General features: G+C 61.8%; 13 protein-coding genes. 8 read left to right on the top strand and 5 right to left on the bottom strand.

The window, feature by feature from the left end:
- Positions 1 to 92: 92 nt before the first annotated feature.
- The 3 genes from msub_RS16965 to msub_RS21670 are packed head-to-tail and all read right to left on the bottom strand — an operon-like array spanning position 93 to position 1,871.
- A complete protein-coding gene (locus tag msub_RS16965; RefSeq protein ID WP_048497332.1) occupies positions 93 to 998 on the bottom strand; it encodes a nucleotidyl transferase AbiEii/AbiGii toxin family protein in 906 nt (301 codons plus the stop codon).
- 48 nt (positions 999 to 1,046) lie between these two features.
- Positions 1,047 to 1,667, bottom strand: a complete 621-nt coding sequence (locus msub_RS16960; protein ID WP_048497331.1) for a type IV toxin-antitoxin system AbiEi family antitoxin domain-containing protein — start codon at positions 1,665 to 1,667, stop codon at positions 1,047 to 1,049.
- Between the two features lie 54 nt (positions 1,668 to 1,721).
- The gene (locus tag msub_RS21670) at positions 1,722 to 1,871 is read right to left on the bottom strand and encodes a hypothetical protein (RefSeq protein WP_156182832.1); all 150 of its coding nucleotides are present in this window, start codon (positions 1,869 to 1,871) and stop codon (positions 1,722 to 1,724) included.
- A gap of 199 nt (positions 1,872 to 2,070) precedes the next feature.
- On the opposite strand from msub_RS21670, the gene msub_RS16955 reads away from it, so the two are divergent.
- Positions 2,071 to 2,736, top strand: a complete 666-nt coding sequence (locus msub_RS16955; RefSeq protein ID WP_048497998.1) for a hypothetical protein — start codon at positions 2,071 to 2,073, stop codon at positions 2,734 to 2,736.
- On the opposite strand, the gene msub_RS16950 is transcribed toward msub_RS16955, so the two are convergent.
- Positions 2,720 to 5,362, bottom strand: coding sequence for a nitrate reductase (locus msub_RS16950; RefSeq protein ID WP_048497330.1), 2,643 nt, complete (start codon positions 5,360 to 5,362; stop codon positions 2,720 to 2,722). The two genes, msub_RS16955 and msub_RS16950, sit on opposite strands and share 17 nt — an antisense overlap.
- Positions 5,363 to 5,858: 496 nt before the next feature.
- Between msub_RS16950 and msub_RS16945 the strand changes: the two genes are divergently transcribed.
- The 3 genes from msub_RS16945 (at position 5,859) to msub_RS16935 (ending at position 9,294) form a co-directional block, all read left to right on the top strand.
- Positions 5,859 to 7,241: a CmpA/NrtA family ABC transporter substrate-binding protein gene (locus tag msub_RS16945; RefSeq protein WP_048497329.1), complete on the top strand. Its 1,383-nt coding sequence runs from the start codon at positions 5,859 to 5,861 to the stop codon at positions 7,239 to 7,241.
- A 25-nt stretch (positions 7,242 to 7,266) separates the two neighbouring features.
- Positions 7,267 to 8,274: an ABC transporter permease gene (locus msub_RS16940; RefSeq protein ID WP_082146575.1), complete on the top strand. Its 1,008-nt coding sequence runs from the start codon at positions 7,267 to 7,269 to the stop codon at positions 8,272 to 8,274.
- A 189-nt stretch (positions 8,275 to 8,463) separates the two neighbouring features.
- Entirely contained in the window at positions 8,464 to 9,294 is an 831-nt protein-coding gene (locus tag msub_RS16935) for an ABC transporter ATP-binding protein (RefSeq protein ID WP_227506881.1), read from the top strand.
- Between the two features lie 10 nt (positions 9,295 to 9,304).
- On the opposite strand, the gene msub_RS16930 is transcribed toward msub_RS16935, so the two are convergent.
- Entirely contained in the window at positions 9,305 to 10,600 is a 1,296-nt protein-coding gene (locus msub_RS16930; protein WP_048497327.1) for a nitrate- and nitrite sensing domain-containing protein, read from the bottom strand.
- A 382-nt stretch (positions 10,601 to 10,982) separates the two neighbouring features.
- Between msub_RS16930 and msub_RS16925 the strand changes: the two genes are divergently transcribed.
- The 4 genes from msub_RS16925 to msub_RS16910 all read left to right on the top strand — a co-directional run bounded on the left by msub_RS16925 (position 10,983) and on the right by msub_RS16910 (position 16,793).
- Positions 10,983 to 12,215: an NAD(P)/FAD-dependent oxidoreductase gene (locus tag msub_RS16925; RefSeq protein ID WP_048497326.1), complete on the top strand. Its 1,233-nt coding sequence runs from the start codon at positions 10,983 to 10,985 to the stop codon at positions 12,213 to 12,215.
- A 46-nt stretch (positions 12,216 to 12,261) separates the two neighbouring features.
- On the top strand, positions 12,262 to 14,769 hold the full coding sequence (gene nirB / locus msub_RS16920) for a nitrite reductase large subunit NirB (protein WP_048497325.1): 2,508 nt from the start codon (positions 12,262 to 12,264) through the stop codon (positions 14,767 to 14,769).
- A 225-nt stretch (positions 14,770 to 14,994) separates the two neighbouring features.
- The gene (nirD, locus tag msub_RS16915) at positions 14,995 to 15,363 is read left to right on the top strand and encodes a nitrite reductase small subunit NirD (protein ID WP_048497324.1); all 369 of its coding nucleotides are present in this window, start codon (positions 14,995 to 14,997) and stop codon (positions 15,361 to 15,363) included.
- 62 nt (positions 15,364 to 15,425) lie between these two features.
- Positions 15,426 to 16,793, top strand: coding sequence for a WS/DGAT/MGAT family O-acyltransferase (locus msub_RS16910; protein ID WP_048497323.1), 1,368 nt, complete (start codon positions 15,426 to 15,428; stop codon positions 16,791 to 16,793).
- The last annotated feature ends 8 nt before the right edge of the window (positions 16,794 to 16,801 follow it).

The raw sequence follows: 16,801 nt of genomic DNA, 5'->3' as shown, positions 1-16,801 counted from the left end.
GCTTTGCGGTATAGCAGTCCAGCACATTGAAACCATGAATATGCTGGAGCCGCTGCAACAGCGCCTGCTCGATATTGTTTTCCGAAATAAAACTAGCCATCAGCCTGCCGACTCCATGGACCGGGCGGGTGCCAGATTTCCCTTGGGGCATCCTCGGCGCTGCGCGCCATCACAGGACTGAGGAACTCAACCATCGCCTCTACAACTTCCGAAAATGCCTCTGGCACATGACCCTGGCCAAGGCGTTTACGGAAAGCCTGCCATTGTGGCTGGTTGCTGTCCATAAAAGCGGCAGAAAAGGGATTTGTTTCAGGGATTTCGGTTCCGCGTTTCTGGAAGGTGCCGTCAACAGCACCCTTCAGGTTTTCCAACCGGAATTCGTGCTGGCGCGAGAGCAGCCAGATATCGTAGAAATCCTTCATCCGGCTATTCAATTCGCCAAGGTTTACCATCGCCTGGAACTTCTCGGCAATGGACGATTCCGGGGTGTAACACTTGATCCGTGCAGCGGGAAAATCCAGTAGGGTTGGAAACTCCAGCCAAGAGGGAAACGGAAATACGGGATCGCCAAAGCCAATATCCAGTTGCATCGAAATTCTGGCGTTGTCGAGAAAACCAGTGAAGGTCACCCTCAGCCCCTGGTAGCCAGCATCTTCGGTGATGGTTTCTGCCTTCAGGGTATCCGGTTCGAAATGCAACCCGTCATCCATCACTTCAGCGGCAATGATATCTTGTACCTGGTCCAGGATCGCCTCAGGTTCATTGCTGGTCTGGCCCAGCATATCGATATCCCGGGTCGGTCGGCTGGTCGGCCCCTGCATGGCCCAGAGCATCAGCGCACCCTTGAGCGTAAAGCAGCCGCTGTGGGGCGATTGACTGAGGCGGTAAAGAAACCGCTCCATAGCGTAATACTGCAACAGCTCCTGAAAGGGGCGTTTTTCTTCCCGGGCTTTGTTCAGCAGTTTCTGGCGAACAGATGCGGCGGTGTTTTTGGCCATCGTGATCTCCTTTCACGTCGGTTATTCCACAGACTGGGTGCTATTCACTCAGAGTTTGGCTTCCACGTAAGGCGCCATCACATTGGCGACCCGGCAGACTCTGGCGTATTCCATCAGCTTTCCGGGCAGAAAGGTTTTACGGGTGCGATAAAGCTCCAGCGCCTCCAGCACCACGTCCATACCGATGCGGTTGCGGAACTTGAAGCAGTCCGCCAGGGTTTTCTCCGGGCTATAGACGCTCAGGGTAATGCCATCCACATCCACCTGCTCAATGCCTTCGCTAAAGGCCTTCCCGGAGAACCGATACCCGGCCACCGGCGGATAGTCCAGCACTGGCAGGCGGGCATCCCGATCCACCGCCAGATGCACCTGGTGGGGAATCTGTGTGGTTATGCCGTGCCAGTCCAGCGCGGAAATCAGGCAAAGCACCGCACTAGGGAACCGAGTAGCGGCTGCCACCAGGTCCGGGTTTTCGATGGGCGGCAGATCCGCCAGCCGGTACAGGCCGCGGCTGACCGGCTCAATCACCCCTTCGTCCCGAAGCTGATAGAACTGATACCGACTATAGCCCCGGGCCAGCGCCTCGCTCAGGCGGAGCTGGCCACCGTGCTGTCGAAACAGGGTTTGAAGTTGTTCCCGGGAAGATCGGGCAGAGTCGGAATCAGACAAACCATCACCACTTATTCATATCTGGTGACAGTTTGTCTGATTACCATTGAGGGTTCAAGCGGCGACTTCGCCGGTGCTGTCTGACCGACACCTCTGCATGGAGAGCGGGAACTGGATATCCAGGTTTTCCACGGAGTTGGCCCGCAGGTTATCAGCGGCAGACCAGAGGTCGTCTTCAAGCTGTTTGAGCTGTTCGGCATTCATGATGGAAAGGCGTCTCCTGAAACTACCACTACACAAAATGTGGAGAGACTCTAAACAACATTGGGAAACCAGACCATAGCAAACCGAGAATTCGAACGTTAAGCTTGTCTGGTCCGAAGCACCCGTGAACGTGACCAGGTACCCAAGCTTGCAGAAAACGCCCCTAACAGCCCAGACCGTCATCAGCCTGGGCGAGCTCATGTGCGCCGTTACCCACGACTGCCTCTGGCAACCGGCCGAGCAATGGGTGCGGGCGCGCACCCCGGGCAGCGTCCTGCATTGCCGGGTGGGTTCAGGGCAGGCCACCTACCATCGTTACGATCCCCGGGATCGGCAGCATCTGATTACCTATGGAATTCGCATGATTGCCGCCAAGCACCAGCCGGAGACGGCCAGTGGCTGGCTGTCCGCCCGGGAGATCCGGAAACGGGGCTACTTTGGCGGTGAGCTGAGCACCCTCAACCTGCTGGCCCATACCTGCTGCCATGAGTTTGCCCATCTGCTGCAGCAGAGCGCGGGGCAGCGGTACCGGGGCTCGGTGCACAACCGGCATTTTTATCGCATCCTGGATGAGCTGCACGACACCGGCGCAGCCCAGTCTACCCGGGGAGCCCTGGCGGAGCTGGCCGGAAAGCGTGGTCTGCCGCTACCGGACACGACCTTTGCCCCCGTGGACACCCGCCGGCAGCTGGCCCAGTGGCAGGTGGGCGATACAGTTCGCTTCGGTACCGGCCGCCGGGAGCTTCACGGCCAAATTATCCGGGTCAACCGCAAGACCTGCACCGTCGACGGCATCGGTCCCTCGAAAGGGGTGCGTTACCGGGTGCCGGTGCAGATGCTGAGCCCGCTTACACCGCCTCGGTAGCCGCCAGCAGCAGATTCCGGATCTCGGGCACACACGAGCCGCAGTTGGTGCCACACTGCAGTTCCCGGCCCAGAGCCGCCACACTGTCGGCACCCCGCCCAATGGCCTTTTGTATCTGCCGGTCACCGACCTGGAAACAACTGCAGATCAGATTGCCGGCATCGTCCCCGTCCACTGCTTTTGCCGCCAACAGGCCACGACGGGTGTTGTCGTCCAGCTCCGGGTGGCTGAAGCAACTGGCCAGCCAGTCCATGGAGGGCAGCGCGTCTGGCTCAGGGTCTACCATCAGCACCGCCTCCAGTTGGCCATTACGTAGCCGGGCCGCCCGGAAACGGCCCGCGCGGACATCTTCCATGACAAGCTGGGGCGGCCCACCCAACCAGTCGGTCACTGCCGTTCGCCAATCTGCCGGTGACCGTCCCGCCACAATCCAGCTATCGCAATCCGCCAGGGTCTGGCGGGCCCAGTAGTCTGCCGTCCAGCGCTTCGGACGATCCCGCCGCACCAGCATGCGACCATGCCAGGCGGCAGGCCAATGGGTCAGGGTGGCGTGACCCTGCTTGGCGTCCGGCTGCCCGGACAACGGGTCCACCAGGCTGTCGGTCAGTGCGGTGGCCAGGCCCTGGCCGGTAAACTCATCGTTCCAGTGAATGGGCACGAACACCTCACCAGGCCGCTGATCCGGTGTTGCCCGAACCCGGCCGACAAAACGTCCGTGGGCACTGGTCAACGTCGCCAACGCGCCGGGCACCAGGGAACGCGTCCGGATATCCTCGGGATGCGCCTCGATAAATGGCTCTGGCCGATGCGCCAGCAAGCGGCTGGAGCGGGCAGTGCGGGTCATGGTGTGCCACTGGTCGCGGATGCGCCCGGTATTCACGATCAACGGGAAATCCCCGCTCAGCGCCCTCGCGGGCAACCGGGAAACCACCGGAACCAGCCGACCACGGCCATCGGCGGTGGCGAAACGGCCATCGGTGAACAGTCGGCGGGAATCCCTTGCCAACACCCGGGTTATTGGCCACTGCCGGGGCTCGAACGCGTCATACTGCTCTTCGCTGAGCCCGGCTAGCCCGGAAATATCAAAGAAGCGTTCACCGGCATTCTCGAACCCTGACAGCCGGGCATGTTCCCGGAAAATGTCCGCCGGCCCCGGATAATCAAAGCCGGCGTCATGCCCCAGGGCCCTGGCCACCTGGCTGATAATCCACCAGTCAGGCCGGGCCTCACCGGCCAGCGGCAGGAAGCGGCGCTGGCGGGAAATGCAGCGTTCGGAGTTGGTGACCGTGCCGTCCTTCTCACCCCAGCCGGCGGCCGGCAACAGAATGTCGGCGTAGCGGGCGGTATCGGTATGGCGGATACAGTCGGAGACGATCACGGTCGGGCACCGGGCCAGGGCCTCGCGGATGCGCCCGGTTTCCGGCAGGCTGACCGCCGGGTTGGTGGCCATGATCCACAGGACCTTGATTTCGCCCCGCCCGACCGCGTCAAACAGGTCAACCGCTTTCATTCCCGGCCCCGATGCCACGGCGTCGGTGCCCCAGAACCTGGCCACCCGCTCCCGGGCACCCGGGCTGTCATAATCCATATGCGCCGCCAGGGTGTTGGCAAGACCGCCCACTTCCCGGCCACCCATGGCATTGGGCTGACCGGTCAGGGAGAAAGGACTGGCGCCGGGTTTGCCGACCCGGCCGGTGGCCAGGTGGCAGTTGATGATCGCATTGCCCTTGTCAGTGCCGGCGGAGGACTGGTTGATTCCCTGGGAGAAGGCGGTCACCGCGCGCGGCTCCTGCGCAAACCATTGATAGAAGGTGGCCACATCGTCAACCGGAAGATCACAGCCCCGGGCCACCGAGGCAAGATCCGCCGCCTCGGCCCGCGCCGCAGCCAGGGACTGGTCAAAGCCCTGGCAGTGGTCGGCCAGGTAGTCCAGGTCAACAGCGTCGTTATCAACCAGCCAGCACAGCAAGCCATTAAACAGCAGTGTGTCGGTGCCCGGCCGTAACGCCAGGTGCAGATCGGCCAGGTCACTGGTGGCGGTCTTTCTTGGATCAATCACCACCACCCGGCGGCCGGGCCGGGCCGACGCCTGCATTCTCTGGTAAAGCACCGGGTGGGCCCAGGCAGCATTGCTGCCGGCCAGAACCAACAGATTTGCCAGCTCAAGATCCTCGTAACAGCCGGGCACCAGATCCCCACCGAACGCCCGCTTGTGAGCCGCAACAGCAGAGGACATGCACAGCCGGGAGTTGGTATCGACGTGCGGCGTGCGGATAAACCCCTTGGCCAGCTTGTTGGCCACATAGTAATCCTCGGTCAGCAACTGGCCGGAGAGATAGAAGGCCACCGACCCGGGCCCGTGACGTGCCACCGATTCCCGGATGGCCCGCGCCACCGCCGTGACCGCCTGCGGCCAACTCGCTTCCTGGCCGTTCACGAAGGGCGCCAGCAGCCGGCCTTCGGCGCCCAGTGTCTCATGCAGGGCAGCACCCTTGACGCACAGGCGCCCGAGATTGGCAGGGTGGGCCTGGTCGCCACGGGTGTCGCAGGCGGTGGCTGCCACGCCACAGCCGACGCCGCAGTATGGGCAGGTAGTCAGAACCGTTGGGTTGTTGTCACCGGTCACAGTGCGTCCTCTTGCGTCAGAAACAAAAAACCCGCCAGCCGGATACCGCTTGGGCGATCCGGGACGGGCTTCATTGCCTGGGGAATGTGATCTGTCGAAAACAGGTAGGGTATCCGCTGCAATAACAGGGCCACTCTGGTGGCGATACCACCCGGCGTGCCGGACATACCCAGGCACGGCATCCGCGAGCTGGTCAGCCAAACAGCGATACTGCCCGCAGCGGCGATGTGAGTATCAAATTGGTGCAAAACCACACAAGGGCGCACTAAAACCTCCCGCCGGCGCGCCAGTCTTTTCGGTCACGATTGCAAACATGGAAACTAAGCATCTGTTTTAGCAGGAATTAAACAACTGGCATGCAGTGTGCAGGTGGTCAGACCAGAGAAACGCGCGTTTACGACTCCACAGAAAACCGACCCTCAGGCACAGGCGCCTGCTTTCCGGCAACGGGAAGCAGGCGTTTTTTTGTCTGGGCCAAACAGGATGAGGTACTCCAATGCAAACGCTGACCAAACACACCACCCGATGGCTCACCCGGCTGGTGATACTGGCGACCTTCTGGGCCACCAGTACACTGACTCAGGCCGACATAGGCCCCGCCGAAAAGCCGGACCTCAAACTCGGCTTTATCAAACTGACCGATATGGCTCCCCTGGCCGTTGCCTGGGAACAGGGCTTCTTCATGGATGAAGGCCTGTTCGTGGAACTGGAGGCACAAGCCAACTGGAAGGTGCTGCTGGACCGGGTGATTACCGGTGAACTGGACGGCGCCCACATGCTGGCAGGCCAGCCCCTGGGCGCCTCCATCGGCTATGGCACCCGGGCCGACATCATTACCGCCTTCAGCATGGACCTGAACGGCAACGGCATTACCGTCTCCAACGATATCTGGGAGACCATGAGCCAGCATATTCCGGACAACGCCGATGGCAAGCCGGTCCATCCGATCAGCGCCAGCGCCCTGAAACCGGTGGTGGAAGCCTCCCGGGCCCGGGGCGAGCGGTTCCGCATGGGCATGGTGTTCCCTGTCTCCACCCACAACTACGAGCTGCGGTACTGGCTGGCGGCTGGCGGCCTGAACCCCGGCTACTATGCCCCACAGCGCGGCGACACCAGCGGCACCCTGACGGCCGACGTGCATCTTTCAGTCACCCCGCCACCGCAGATGCCGGCCACCATGGAAGCCGGCACCATCCAGGGCTACTGCGTCGGTGAGCCCTGGAACCAGCAGGCGGTGTTCATGGGCATCGGCGTGCCGGTGATCACCGACTATGAGATCTGGCCCAACAACCCGGAGAAGGTGTTCGGGGTAACGCGTCAATGGGCGGAAGACTACCCCAACACCCACCTTCACCTGCTGCGTGCGCTGATCCGGGCGGCCCACTGGCTGGATGAAAACAACAACGCCAACCGTGAGGAAGCCGTCACGCTCCTGGCACGGCCCAACTACGTGGGAGCCGACGAGGCGGTGATCGCCAACTCCATGACCGACACCTTCGAGTACGAGAAAGGCGATGTCCGTCAGGTGCCGGATTTCAATGTCTTCTTCCGCTACCACGCCACCTACCCGTACCCGTCCGATGCCATCTGGTACCTCACCCAGATGCGTCGCTGGGGCCAGATTCCCGAGGCCAAACCGGACGACTGGTATATGAAGACCGCGGCCCGGGTCTACCGCGCGGATATCTATGAGCAGGCGGCAAGATCGCTGATCGCGGACGGCACCCTGAAAGCCTCGGACTTTCCGGATTTTGACGCCGAGAATTTCCAGCGCCCACACCAGGGTGAGCTGATCGACGGCATCGCCTTCACGCCCCGGACACCCAATGCCTATATCGACAGCTTCGACATCGGCCTGAAAGGCACGCAGACCCCGTAACCGGGGACGCAGGGAGGTTTTTTTGATGACAACGATTACTTCAACCAACCGCAATCCTCCGCCAGCGCGCTGGCTGGCGAGGCAGATTAGCGCCTTGGGCGGTGCTCTGGCACCCGACCAATTGGCGGCCGCGGCCCGGCAACTGCTACTGCCAGTACTGGGCATTCTGGTGTTTGTCGGTTTCTGGCACCTGGCGGCGCCCCGGGTAGATACGTCCCTGGGCACCTTTCCCGGCCCGGCCCAGGTCTGGGAGCAATCCGGCCAGCTCTGGCAGGAACATGTTAACCAGCGGGAGCGGGCGGACAAGTTCGTTGCCATGCAGGAGGAGCGCAATGTCCGCATTCTGTCGGAAAACCCGGATGCCGAGGTGAAGATCCGGGACTATCCCGGTGCGCCGACCTTTCCCGACCAGGTGCTGACCAGCCTGCTCACCGTGGTCGCCGGCTTTGTGCTGGCGACGGTGATCGCGGTGCCGTTGGGCATTGTGGTGGGCCTGAACCAGCACTTCCAGGCGGCGGTGAATCCGCTCATCCAGATCTTCAAGCCGGTATCGCCGCTGGCCTGGCTGCCTCTGGTCACCATGGTAGTGTCCGCCACCTACGTGAGCGACGATCCGATGTTCGAGAAGTCGTTCCTGACCTCGATGATCACGGTCACCTTGTGCAGCCTCTGGCCGACGCTGATCAACACCAGCGTGGGTGTGAAGGCGGTTCACCCCGATCTGGTCAATGTCTCCCGGGTGTTGCGGCTGTCGTTCTGGACCCATGTCCGCAAGGTGGTTTTGCCGTCCTCGGTGCCGATGATTTTCACCGGGTTGCGGGTATCGCTGGGGATTGCCTGGATGGTGCTGATCGCAGCCGAGATGCTGGCCCAGAGCCCGGGGCTGGGCAAGTTCGTTTGGGATGAATTCCAGAACGGCAGCAGTGAGTCCCTGAGCCGGATCATGGTGGCGGTGCTGGCCATCGGGTTCATCGGGTTTGTTCTGGACCGGGTGATGCTGTTGATTCAGCGCCGGGTTGCCTGGAACGAATGAGCCATCTTCTTGAGCATGCCGCACCGGGTGGGTCACGCCTCCCGAAACACGCGGCGAGTACATCCCTGTACGCTCCGCAAAAACATCCATGTTTTTGAGGGTTTCGGGAGGCGTGACCCACCCGGCGCTCCGCTTACCAAAGAGGTGCTTTCCATGACCAAGTCACATCTTGAATTAACCGGCGTCGAGATGGCGTTCGAGACAGCAAAAGGGCCTTTCGTGGCCCTGGACAACATCAACCTGAAAATCCGCAAGGGCGAGTTTGTTTCGCTTATCGGGCACTCCGGGTGCGGCAAGTCCACGGTTCTGAACATCGTGGCGGGTCTGCTTCAGGCTACCAGGGGCGGCTGTGTGCTCGATGGCCATGAGGTGAATTCTCCGGGGCCGGAGCGGGCGGTGGTGTTTCAGAACCATGCGCTGATGCCCTGGCTGACGGTGTACGAGAACGTGGAACTGGCGGTGCAGCAGGTGTTTCGCCGCGCCATGAGCAAGCAGGAGCGGCGCGACTGGATTCATCACAATCTGGAGCTGGTGAATATGGCCCATGCCGCCGACAAGCGACCGGGCGAGGTATCCGGGGGCATGGCCCAGCGGGTGGGGATTGCCCGGGCCCTGGCCATGAAGCCCAGTGTGTTGCTGATGGACGAACCCTTCGGCGCTCTGGATGCGCTGACCCGGGCACATCTGCAGGATTCGCTGATGGAGATTCAGCAGGAACTGAATAATACCGTGATCATGATTACCCACGATGTGGACGAGGCGGTGTTGTTGTCAGACCGGATCATCATGATGACCAACGGGCCGGCCGCAACCGTGGGTGAGGACCTGGCTATTGATCTGCCGCGGCCCCGGAACCGGGTGACCCTGGCGGATAATCCGGAGTATGTGCATTACCGGCAGGAGGTGTTGAGGTTCCTGTATGAGAAACAGCGCAAGCTGGAGCACATCTCAAACCGTCGTTCCGGAAAATCCGAGGCTTCCGGGGCCGAGCAATCGACCTCCAGGGTGGCCCGGGCCTGAGCCGGCCCGGTCACTTCAGGACATCGGCCATGGATACCAGGGCCCGGGCCACTTCTGGCAATTTCCGGCCCTGGTCCATGGCCAGTTTCCGTAACACTCGGTGGGCTTCGTCGTTGCTGATCTTGCGGTGATCCATCAGCAGCAACACCGCTTTTTCCTGGGTTTTTCGGTCTTCCAGGGCTTCCCGGGCACTCTGCAGCTCATCGGTCATCTGCTGCAGGCGCCGGGCCTGTTCCTGCACCAGGTCAAAAATGGAACGGCCGAACTGCTGGCCCACGCCCTCACTGGCCCAGGTTTCCCCCGCCCTGGTCTCGTTCGCCGATTCACAGAGAACCAGCATCGACTGGGATGAGGGCTCGGGACCATCCAGGGAGGCGATCAGGGTTTCCTGGTGGGCCAGGGAATTGCGGGCGTCCGCGAACCGTTCGATGCAGCGGGCGTGAAAACAGCCCTCCACCGAATCCTCGATGTTTTTCAGTTCGTCCATGCGCTCGGACATCAGACCAAACCAGCTATCCGCCAGCGATGGGTCCAGGGGCTTGTATCGCCCGATGGAGGCGCCCAACTGTCGCAGCTTTTCGATTTCCGCCTCCCGGGCATGACTTCGAAGCGTTTGCCAAAGGACCAGCGACTGTTCATCCGCAAAGCTGGTAAACACCTCGAAGCAGCGTTCCTGCGCCTCAATCAGGTGCATCATGCGCTGAGACAGTGCGCGATCAAACTGGCCGCTGGAAAAGCCGGCGGACCCTACCGCTCGCTCCTGGCCGCAGAACTCCTTGCCGTTCATCAGGTGCACCATGGCCACCAGCAAGCCGGCGATGGTGGGATCCACGGCGGTGTCGGCGGCCTCGAAGACCACGGCAATCAGGCTGTGAATCAGGCCGCTGTAATCTTCGGTCGCCGAGGCCGCCGTTATTGTCCGGCTGGCGACACAGCGCCGCAGTTCCGGCAGCCCCTCCAGGCCATGAAGCGCGCTGGCCAGCTGATTCAGCAGGCGGCTACTGACCGGGTGTGCCGTCAGTTCCTGGTGAATCTCGGCCAGGGCCTGATCAAAGTCACCCCGCAGCCGATCGGATGCCTCGACCATGGCTTGGCGCTCACGGGCGAATTTCTCACCGGAGGACCCCAGGAAGACATTGGATGCCCCCCGCTCGCACTGCAGCGCGTGCACCAGGTTGCTGATGCACTGGACCAGTTTGCCCATCTGCAGGAAATACTGGAGGTTCATCAACTCACAGCTTTTTGAGGCAATCAGGTAATCGCCCGAGCTGGGTATTTTGGGGGCGGGGGCACGTTTTGCATTCATGGCACAACTCCGGAAGCGATCGCTTCAAATACATCGAACAGTAACGGGGCGTCGCTCCTGGAGGGCGCCCTCGCTGTTCAGGGAGCAATTACTGCGCCACCCTGCCGGGCCCCAAACCCGTGCAAACCGCCCCGCCACGGGGCAGGATTCCGCGCCGAATCCCTGCCCAAGCCGAAGCAAAAACTCCAGACTATTGAATCAAAAGGATTTTAAAAACTGGCACGAAGATCGCTTTGTCTATTCCAAGGACGAACGTCCCGGCCAAGGATCAGGCCGGACCATCAGATCATTGTTGTTGGCATTGGCGCCGGACCATCGACTTCCCTCGGGAATAGATGCTCCGGCTTTTTTTGTTGACCAAAAAAGTACGGGATTGAACACGATGAAGGTACAGAGCGAATCGACACTGGTGATCTGTGGGCACGGGATGGTGGCCCAGCGCCTGCTGGAGGCACTTTGCCGGAATCGCTGCAAACCGTTTACCCGCATTGTTGTGTTCAATGGTGAAACCGCGCCTGCCTATAACCGGATGCAGCTCTCGGCGCTGCTGGCCGGCGACACCGCCGAGTCATCCCTGGCATTGCAGCCCGGCGACTGGTTCCGGGACAACGGCATTGAGGTGTTTAACGGCGAAGCGGTTGTCGCCATCAACCGGCAGGACCGGACGGTCACCACCGCCACCGGGCGCCTGCAGTCCTACACGCATCTTGTTCTGGCCATCGGTTCACGGCCGGCAAAACCGGGAGTGCCGGGCGAGGATCTTCCGGGCGTCATGACGTTCCGTGATCTGGACGATACCCGGACCCTGATCGAAACCACCCGGCGCCACCGCCGCGCAGTGGTGGTCGGCGGCGGCTTTCTCGGCCTGGAGGCCGCCGATGGCCTCTCGCAACGCGGTATGGCGGTCACCCTGCTGCACCGCAGTGCGCACCTGCTGAATCGGCAACTGGATACGGTCGGCGGTCAGCTCCTGCAACAACACATGGAACACCGGGGTGTGAAGGTTCGCACCGGCACGTCTCCGACAGCCCTCCTGGGCCGCTCTCTGCTCCGGGCCGTGCAGCTCGACGACGAGACCCTGATCAGCACCGATCTGGTGGTGTTCGCCACCGGCATCACGCCGGTCACCCGGCTTGCCCGGAAGGCAGGCCTGGATTGCGGCCGGGGCATTCTGGTGAACAGTCAACTGCGCACCAGTGACCCGGCAATCTCCGCCCTGGGCGAATGCTGTCAGCTCGGCGACACCACCTTCGGCCTGGTAGAACCGGGGTACCAGCAGGCCGAGGTGCTTGCGAACGTGCTCGTTGGCGGCGCACCGAAGGTGGAATACCGGCCGATGGAGACACCGACCCGGCTGAAAATCAGCGGTATCCCGATTTTTTCCTGTGGCCAGGTCAGCCCCGGCCCGGACACAGAATCCGTGGTCTGGCAGGACCACGAACACAACCATTACTGCCGGCTGCTGATCCGCAACCAGCGCCTGACCGGCGCGGTATTGCTCGGCGATACCCGGGACGGCCCCTGGTACAGCCAGCGCATCCGGCAACAGGACGACATTTCCCGGTACCGGGACCACATTGCATTCGGCAAGAACTACTGCGAGGCGGCGGCTTGAGCCCTTGGTTCATTGAAAGCCAGTCGCCCGGAAAGAGGACAGACCCATGAGCAAGAAAACCCTGATAGTCGTCGGCAACGGCATGGTCGGCCACCACTTCCTGGAACAATTCTGCGCCAGCCCGGCCGCTGCCGGGTTCGAGATCATCGTGTTCGGCGAGGAGAAGCAACTGGCCTACGACCGGGTTCACCTGTCGGAGTATTTCGGTGGCTCGACCCACGCCGATCTGGCCATGGGTACCCTGGAGTGGTACACCGAGCAGGGCATTCAACTGCATCTGAATGAACAGGTGACCGGCATCGACCGGGAGAACCGCACCCTGGAAACGCCCCGGGGCAGTTACCGGTACGACGAACTGGTGCTGGCCACCGGCTCCTACCCGTTCGTTCCGCCGATTGAGGGCAACGACCGGCCGCACTGCCTGGTATACCGAACCCTGGATGACCTGGATGCCATTCGCGCCAGCTCGGAAGGCGCCCGCACGGGCGTGGTGGTTGGCGGTGGCCTGCTGGGTCTTGAAGCGGCCAATGCCCTCAAGAGCCTTGGGCTGGCAGCCCATGTGGTGGAGTTTGCCCCCCGGCTGATGCCGGTGCAGCTCGACGCCGACGGTGGCGCCCTGTTACGCCACAAGATTGAGGAGCTGGGTGTTCAGGTGCACACCGAAAAGGCAACCAAGGCCATCACCGAAGGCCAGGACGCCCGGCTGCGTATGAACTTCAGCGATGACTCCTTCCTGGAGACGGACCTGATTGTATTCTCCGCCGGCATTCGCCCCCAGGATGCCCTGGCCCGGGCCAGCGGCCTGGACATCGGCGAGCGCGGCGGCATTGTGATCAACAACCACTGCACCACCTCGGACCCGCATGTGCACGCCATTGGCGAGTGCGCGCTTTGGGAACAAAAAATCTTCGGCCTGGTGGCGCCCGGCTACACCATGGCCCGGACCCTCTCCGCCGCCCTCAACAGCGACCAGGAAGCCGCCTTTACCGGTGCTGACATGAGCACCAAGCTGAAGCTGCTGGGGGTGGATGTAGGCTCCATCGGCGATGCCCACGCCCAGACCCCGGGCGCGCGCAATATCCGTTTTAACGATGAACAGGCCGGCCACTACCGGCGCATGGTGATCAGTGAAGACGGCAAGATTCTGCTGGGGGCCATTCTTGTGGGCGACAACAGCCACTACGATACCCTGCTGCAATACGCCCTCAATGGCATCACCCTGCCGGAGAATCCGGAAACCCTGATCCTGCCGGAAAGCCAGGGCGGCGCACCGGCCCTGGGCCCCGATTCCCTGCCGGAAACCGCCTCCATCTGCTCCTGCCACAACGTGACCAAGGGTGATATCTGCGGCGCCATTGATGCCGGCTGCTCGGACCTTGGCAGCGTCAAGGCCGAAACCAAAGCCAGCACAGGCTGCGGCGGCTGCACCGCCCTGCTCAAGAACGTGGTCGACAATGAGCTGGAGAAGCGCGGCGTGGAAGTCAGCAAGGACTTGTGCGAGCACTTCCCGTACAGCCGCCAGGAGCTGTTCCACCTGGTGAAGGTGAACGGCATCCGCACCTTCCGCACCCTGATCAGCCAGCATGGCAGGGGCCATGGCTGCGATATCTGCAAACCGGCGGTGGCCTCCATCCTGGCCACCTGCTGGAACGAGCACATCCTGGCCACCGACCATGTACCGCTGCAGGACACCAACGACACCTTCATGGCCAATATGCAGAAAAACGGCACCTATTCCATCGTGCCGCGCATCCCGGGCGGGGAGATCACACCGGACAAGCTGATTGTGCTGGGCCAGGTGGCCAAGGAATACGACCTGTACACCAAGATCACCGGTGGCCAGCGGGTGGATCTGTTCGGCGCTACCCTGAGCCAGTTGCCGGAGATCTGGGAAAAGCTGATTGCCGCCGGGTTCGAGACTGGCCATGCCTATGGCAAGTCACTGCGTACCGTGAAGTCCTGCGTTGGCAATACCTGGTGTCGCTACGGCGTGCAGGACAGCGTGGGCATGGCGATTCGCCTGGAGGACCGCTACAAGGGCCTGCGGGCGCCCCACAAGGTGAAAATGGCCGTGTCGGGCTGCACCCGGGAGTGCGCAGAGGCCCAGAGCAAGGACTTTGGCGTGATTGCCACGGAGAAGGGCTGGAACCTGTATGTCTGCGGCAACGGCGGCATGCGGCCCCGCCACGGCGACCTGTTTGCCACCGATTTGTCCGATGAGGAGCTGATCCGCACCATTGACCGGGTGGTGATGTTCTATGTGCGCACGGCTGACCGGCTGCAGCGCACCAGTGTCTGGATGGAGAACCTGGAGGGTGGTCTGGAGTACCTGAAGCAGGTGGTGCTGGAGGACAGCCTGGGGATAGGCGCAGAGCTGGAGGAGCACATGGAGGGCATTGTGAGTACATACCAGTGCGAGTGGAAGACAGCTGTTGAGGATCCGGAAAAGCGGAAGCGCTTCCGGGAGTTTGTTAATGCGCCTTCGCAGAACGATCCGGTTCAGGAGTGGACGGTTGAGCGGGGGCAGCGGCGGCCTGTTCTGGAGTCTGCTTAGCCTGTTGGTTGAGGGGCGGAGCGTGGGGGTAGGTATCTTTCCCCTTGGGAAAAAGAACTCGCTGCGCTCAGACACCTTTTTCCTGTCGGGTAAAGATACCTACCCCCACGCTCACCGGGCCAACAGTTAACGCTTAGGGACAACAGACCAGAATTTTTTAAGACGAATCGGCGTGAACAGCTAAAAACGATTCGATTGATTGCAATAGCGACATTGGAGGAACACATGAAACCACGCACTCGTTGGGAAGCAGTTTGCACAGTAGACGACCTGGTGCCGGAATCCGGCGTCGCAGTATGGACCGAGGACGGGCCGGTGGCGGTGTTTTATCTGCCGCATCGGCTGCCGGCGCTGTTTGCCATCAGTCACACAGACCCGTTCAGCGGCGCCAATGTGTTGGCCCGGGGGATAACCGGGGATCTGAAGGGGGAGCCTGTGGTGGCGTCGCCGTTGTACAAGCAGCATTTCAGTTTGCGTACCGGTTTTTGCCTGGAGGATGACTCGGTGCGGGTGAAAACCTATCCGGTTCTGCTGGACGGCGAGCAGATCCGTCTGGAGGTACCGGTCACACAACGGGAATCCATCGCCGCATAATCTGAACTTACCGGCAAAGCTGAGGTAAGATCAGCGGAAACACTGATAACAAGGACGCTTCCGTGAAACCCCTCAGCCCAACTGACCAACTGTTCCTCTGGCTGGAAAAACGGCAACAGCCGATGCATGTGGGTGGTTTGCAGTTGTTTTCCTTTCCCGAGGGGGCACCTGACGACTATGTGGCCCAGCTGGCTGATCGCCTGCGGCAGCATACCCGGGTTACCCCGCCATTCAACCAGCGCCTGGACTATCGGTTCGGCCAGCCGGTCTGGGTGGAGGACGAGCATCTGGATCTGGAGCATCACTTCCGGTTCGAGGCGCTGCCGACTCCGGGACGGGTAAGGGAGCTGCTGTCGTTTGTCTCGGCGGAGCATTCCCACCTGATGGATCGGGAACGGCCGCTGTGGGAGTTTCACCTGATTGAGGGGTTAGGCGAACGGCAGTTCGCGGTTTACATCAAGGTGCATCATGCCCTGATGGACGGTGTGTCTGCCATGCGCATGGCGCAGCGGATGTTGTGCCAGGAGACCGGGCAAAGGGAGATGCCGCCGATCTGGGCCATGGCGCCCCGCCCGGCGCGGGAGGCGGATGGTAGTGGGCCTTCCCTGTGGCGGAGCGTTGGCCATCTGCTGGGAGAATCCGGCAAACAGCTGGGCACGGTGCCGACGGTGGCCAGGGAACTGCTCAAAACGATCAACGACGCCCGGAAGGACCCGGCCTACTCGTCCATCTTCCACGCCCCTCGCAGCATCCTGAACCAGAAGATCACCGGCTCACGACGTTTTGCGGCGGAGTCCTACAACCTGGATCGCATCAAGGGCGTGTGCAAGGCCTACGGAACCACGGTCAATGACGTGGTCATGGCCATGTGCGCCGGCGCCCTGCGCACCTACCTGATGAATCAGGATGCCCTGCCTGCGAAGCCCCTGGTTGCCATGGTGCCGGTGTCCCTGCGCAAGGATGACAGCTCCGGCGGCAACCAGGTGGGGGTAATCCTGGCCTCATTGCACACCGATGTGAGCAGCCCGGCAACCCGGCTGATTCAGATCCACCAGGATGTAAAAGCCGCCAAGGATCGCTACGCCCACATGTCCGCAGAGGAGATCGTCAACTACACCGCGCTGACCCTGGCGCCCGCGGCCTTCCACCTGCTCACCGGCATGGCCCCCAACTGGCAGACCTTCAACGTGGTGATTTCCAACATCCCCGGCCCGCGGGAAACCTGTTACTGGAACGGCGCGAGGCTCGATGGCATGTACCCGGTGTCCATCGCCATGGACCGCCTGGCTCTGAACATGACCCTGACCAGCTACGGCGACCAGGTGGAATTCGGCCTGATCGGCTGCCGCCGCACCCTGCCAAGCCTGCAGCGCATGCTCGACTATCTGGAGGATGCGCTGGCCGAACTGGAATCCGCAGCCGGCCTTTGAGCAGGCCG

The sequence above is a fragment of the Marinobacter subterrani genome, from assembly GCF_001045555.1.
Lineage (GTDB): Bacteria > Pseudomonadota > Gammaproteobacteria > Pseudomonadales > Oleiphilaceae > Marinobacter > Marinobacter subterrani.
This window is presented reverse-complemented; position numbering and strand designations above follow the sequence as displayed.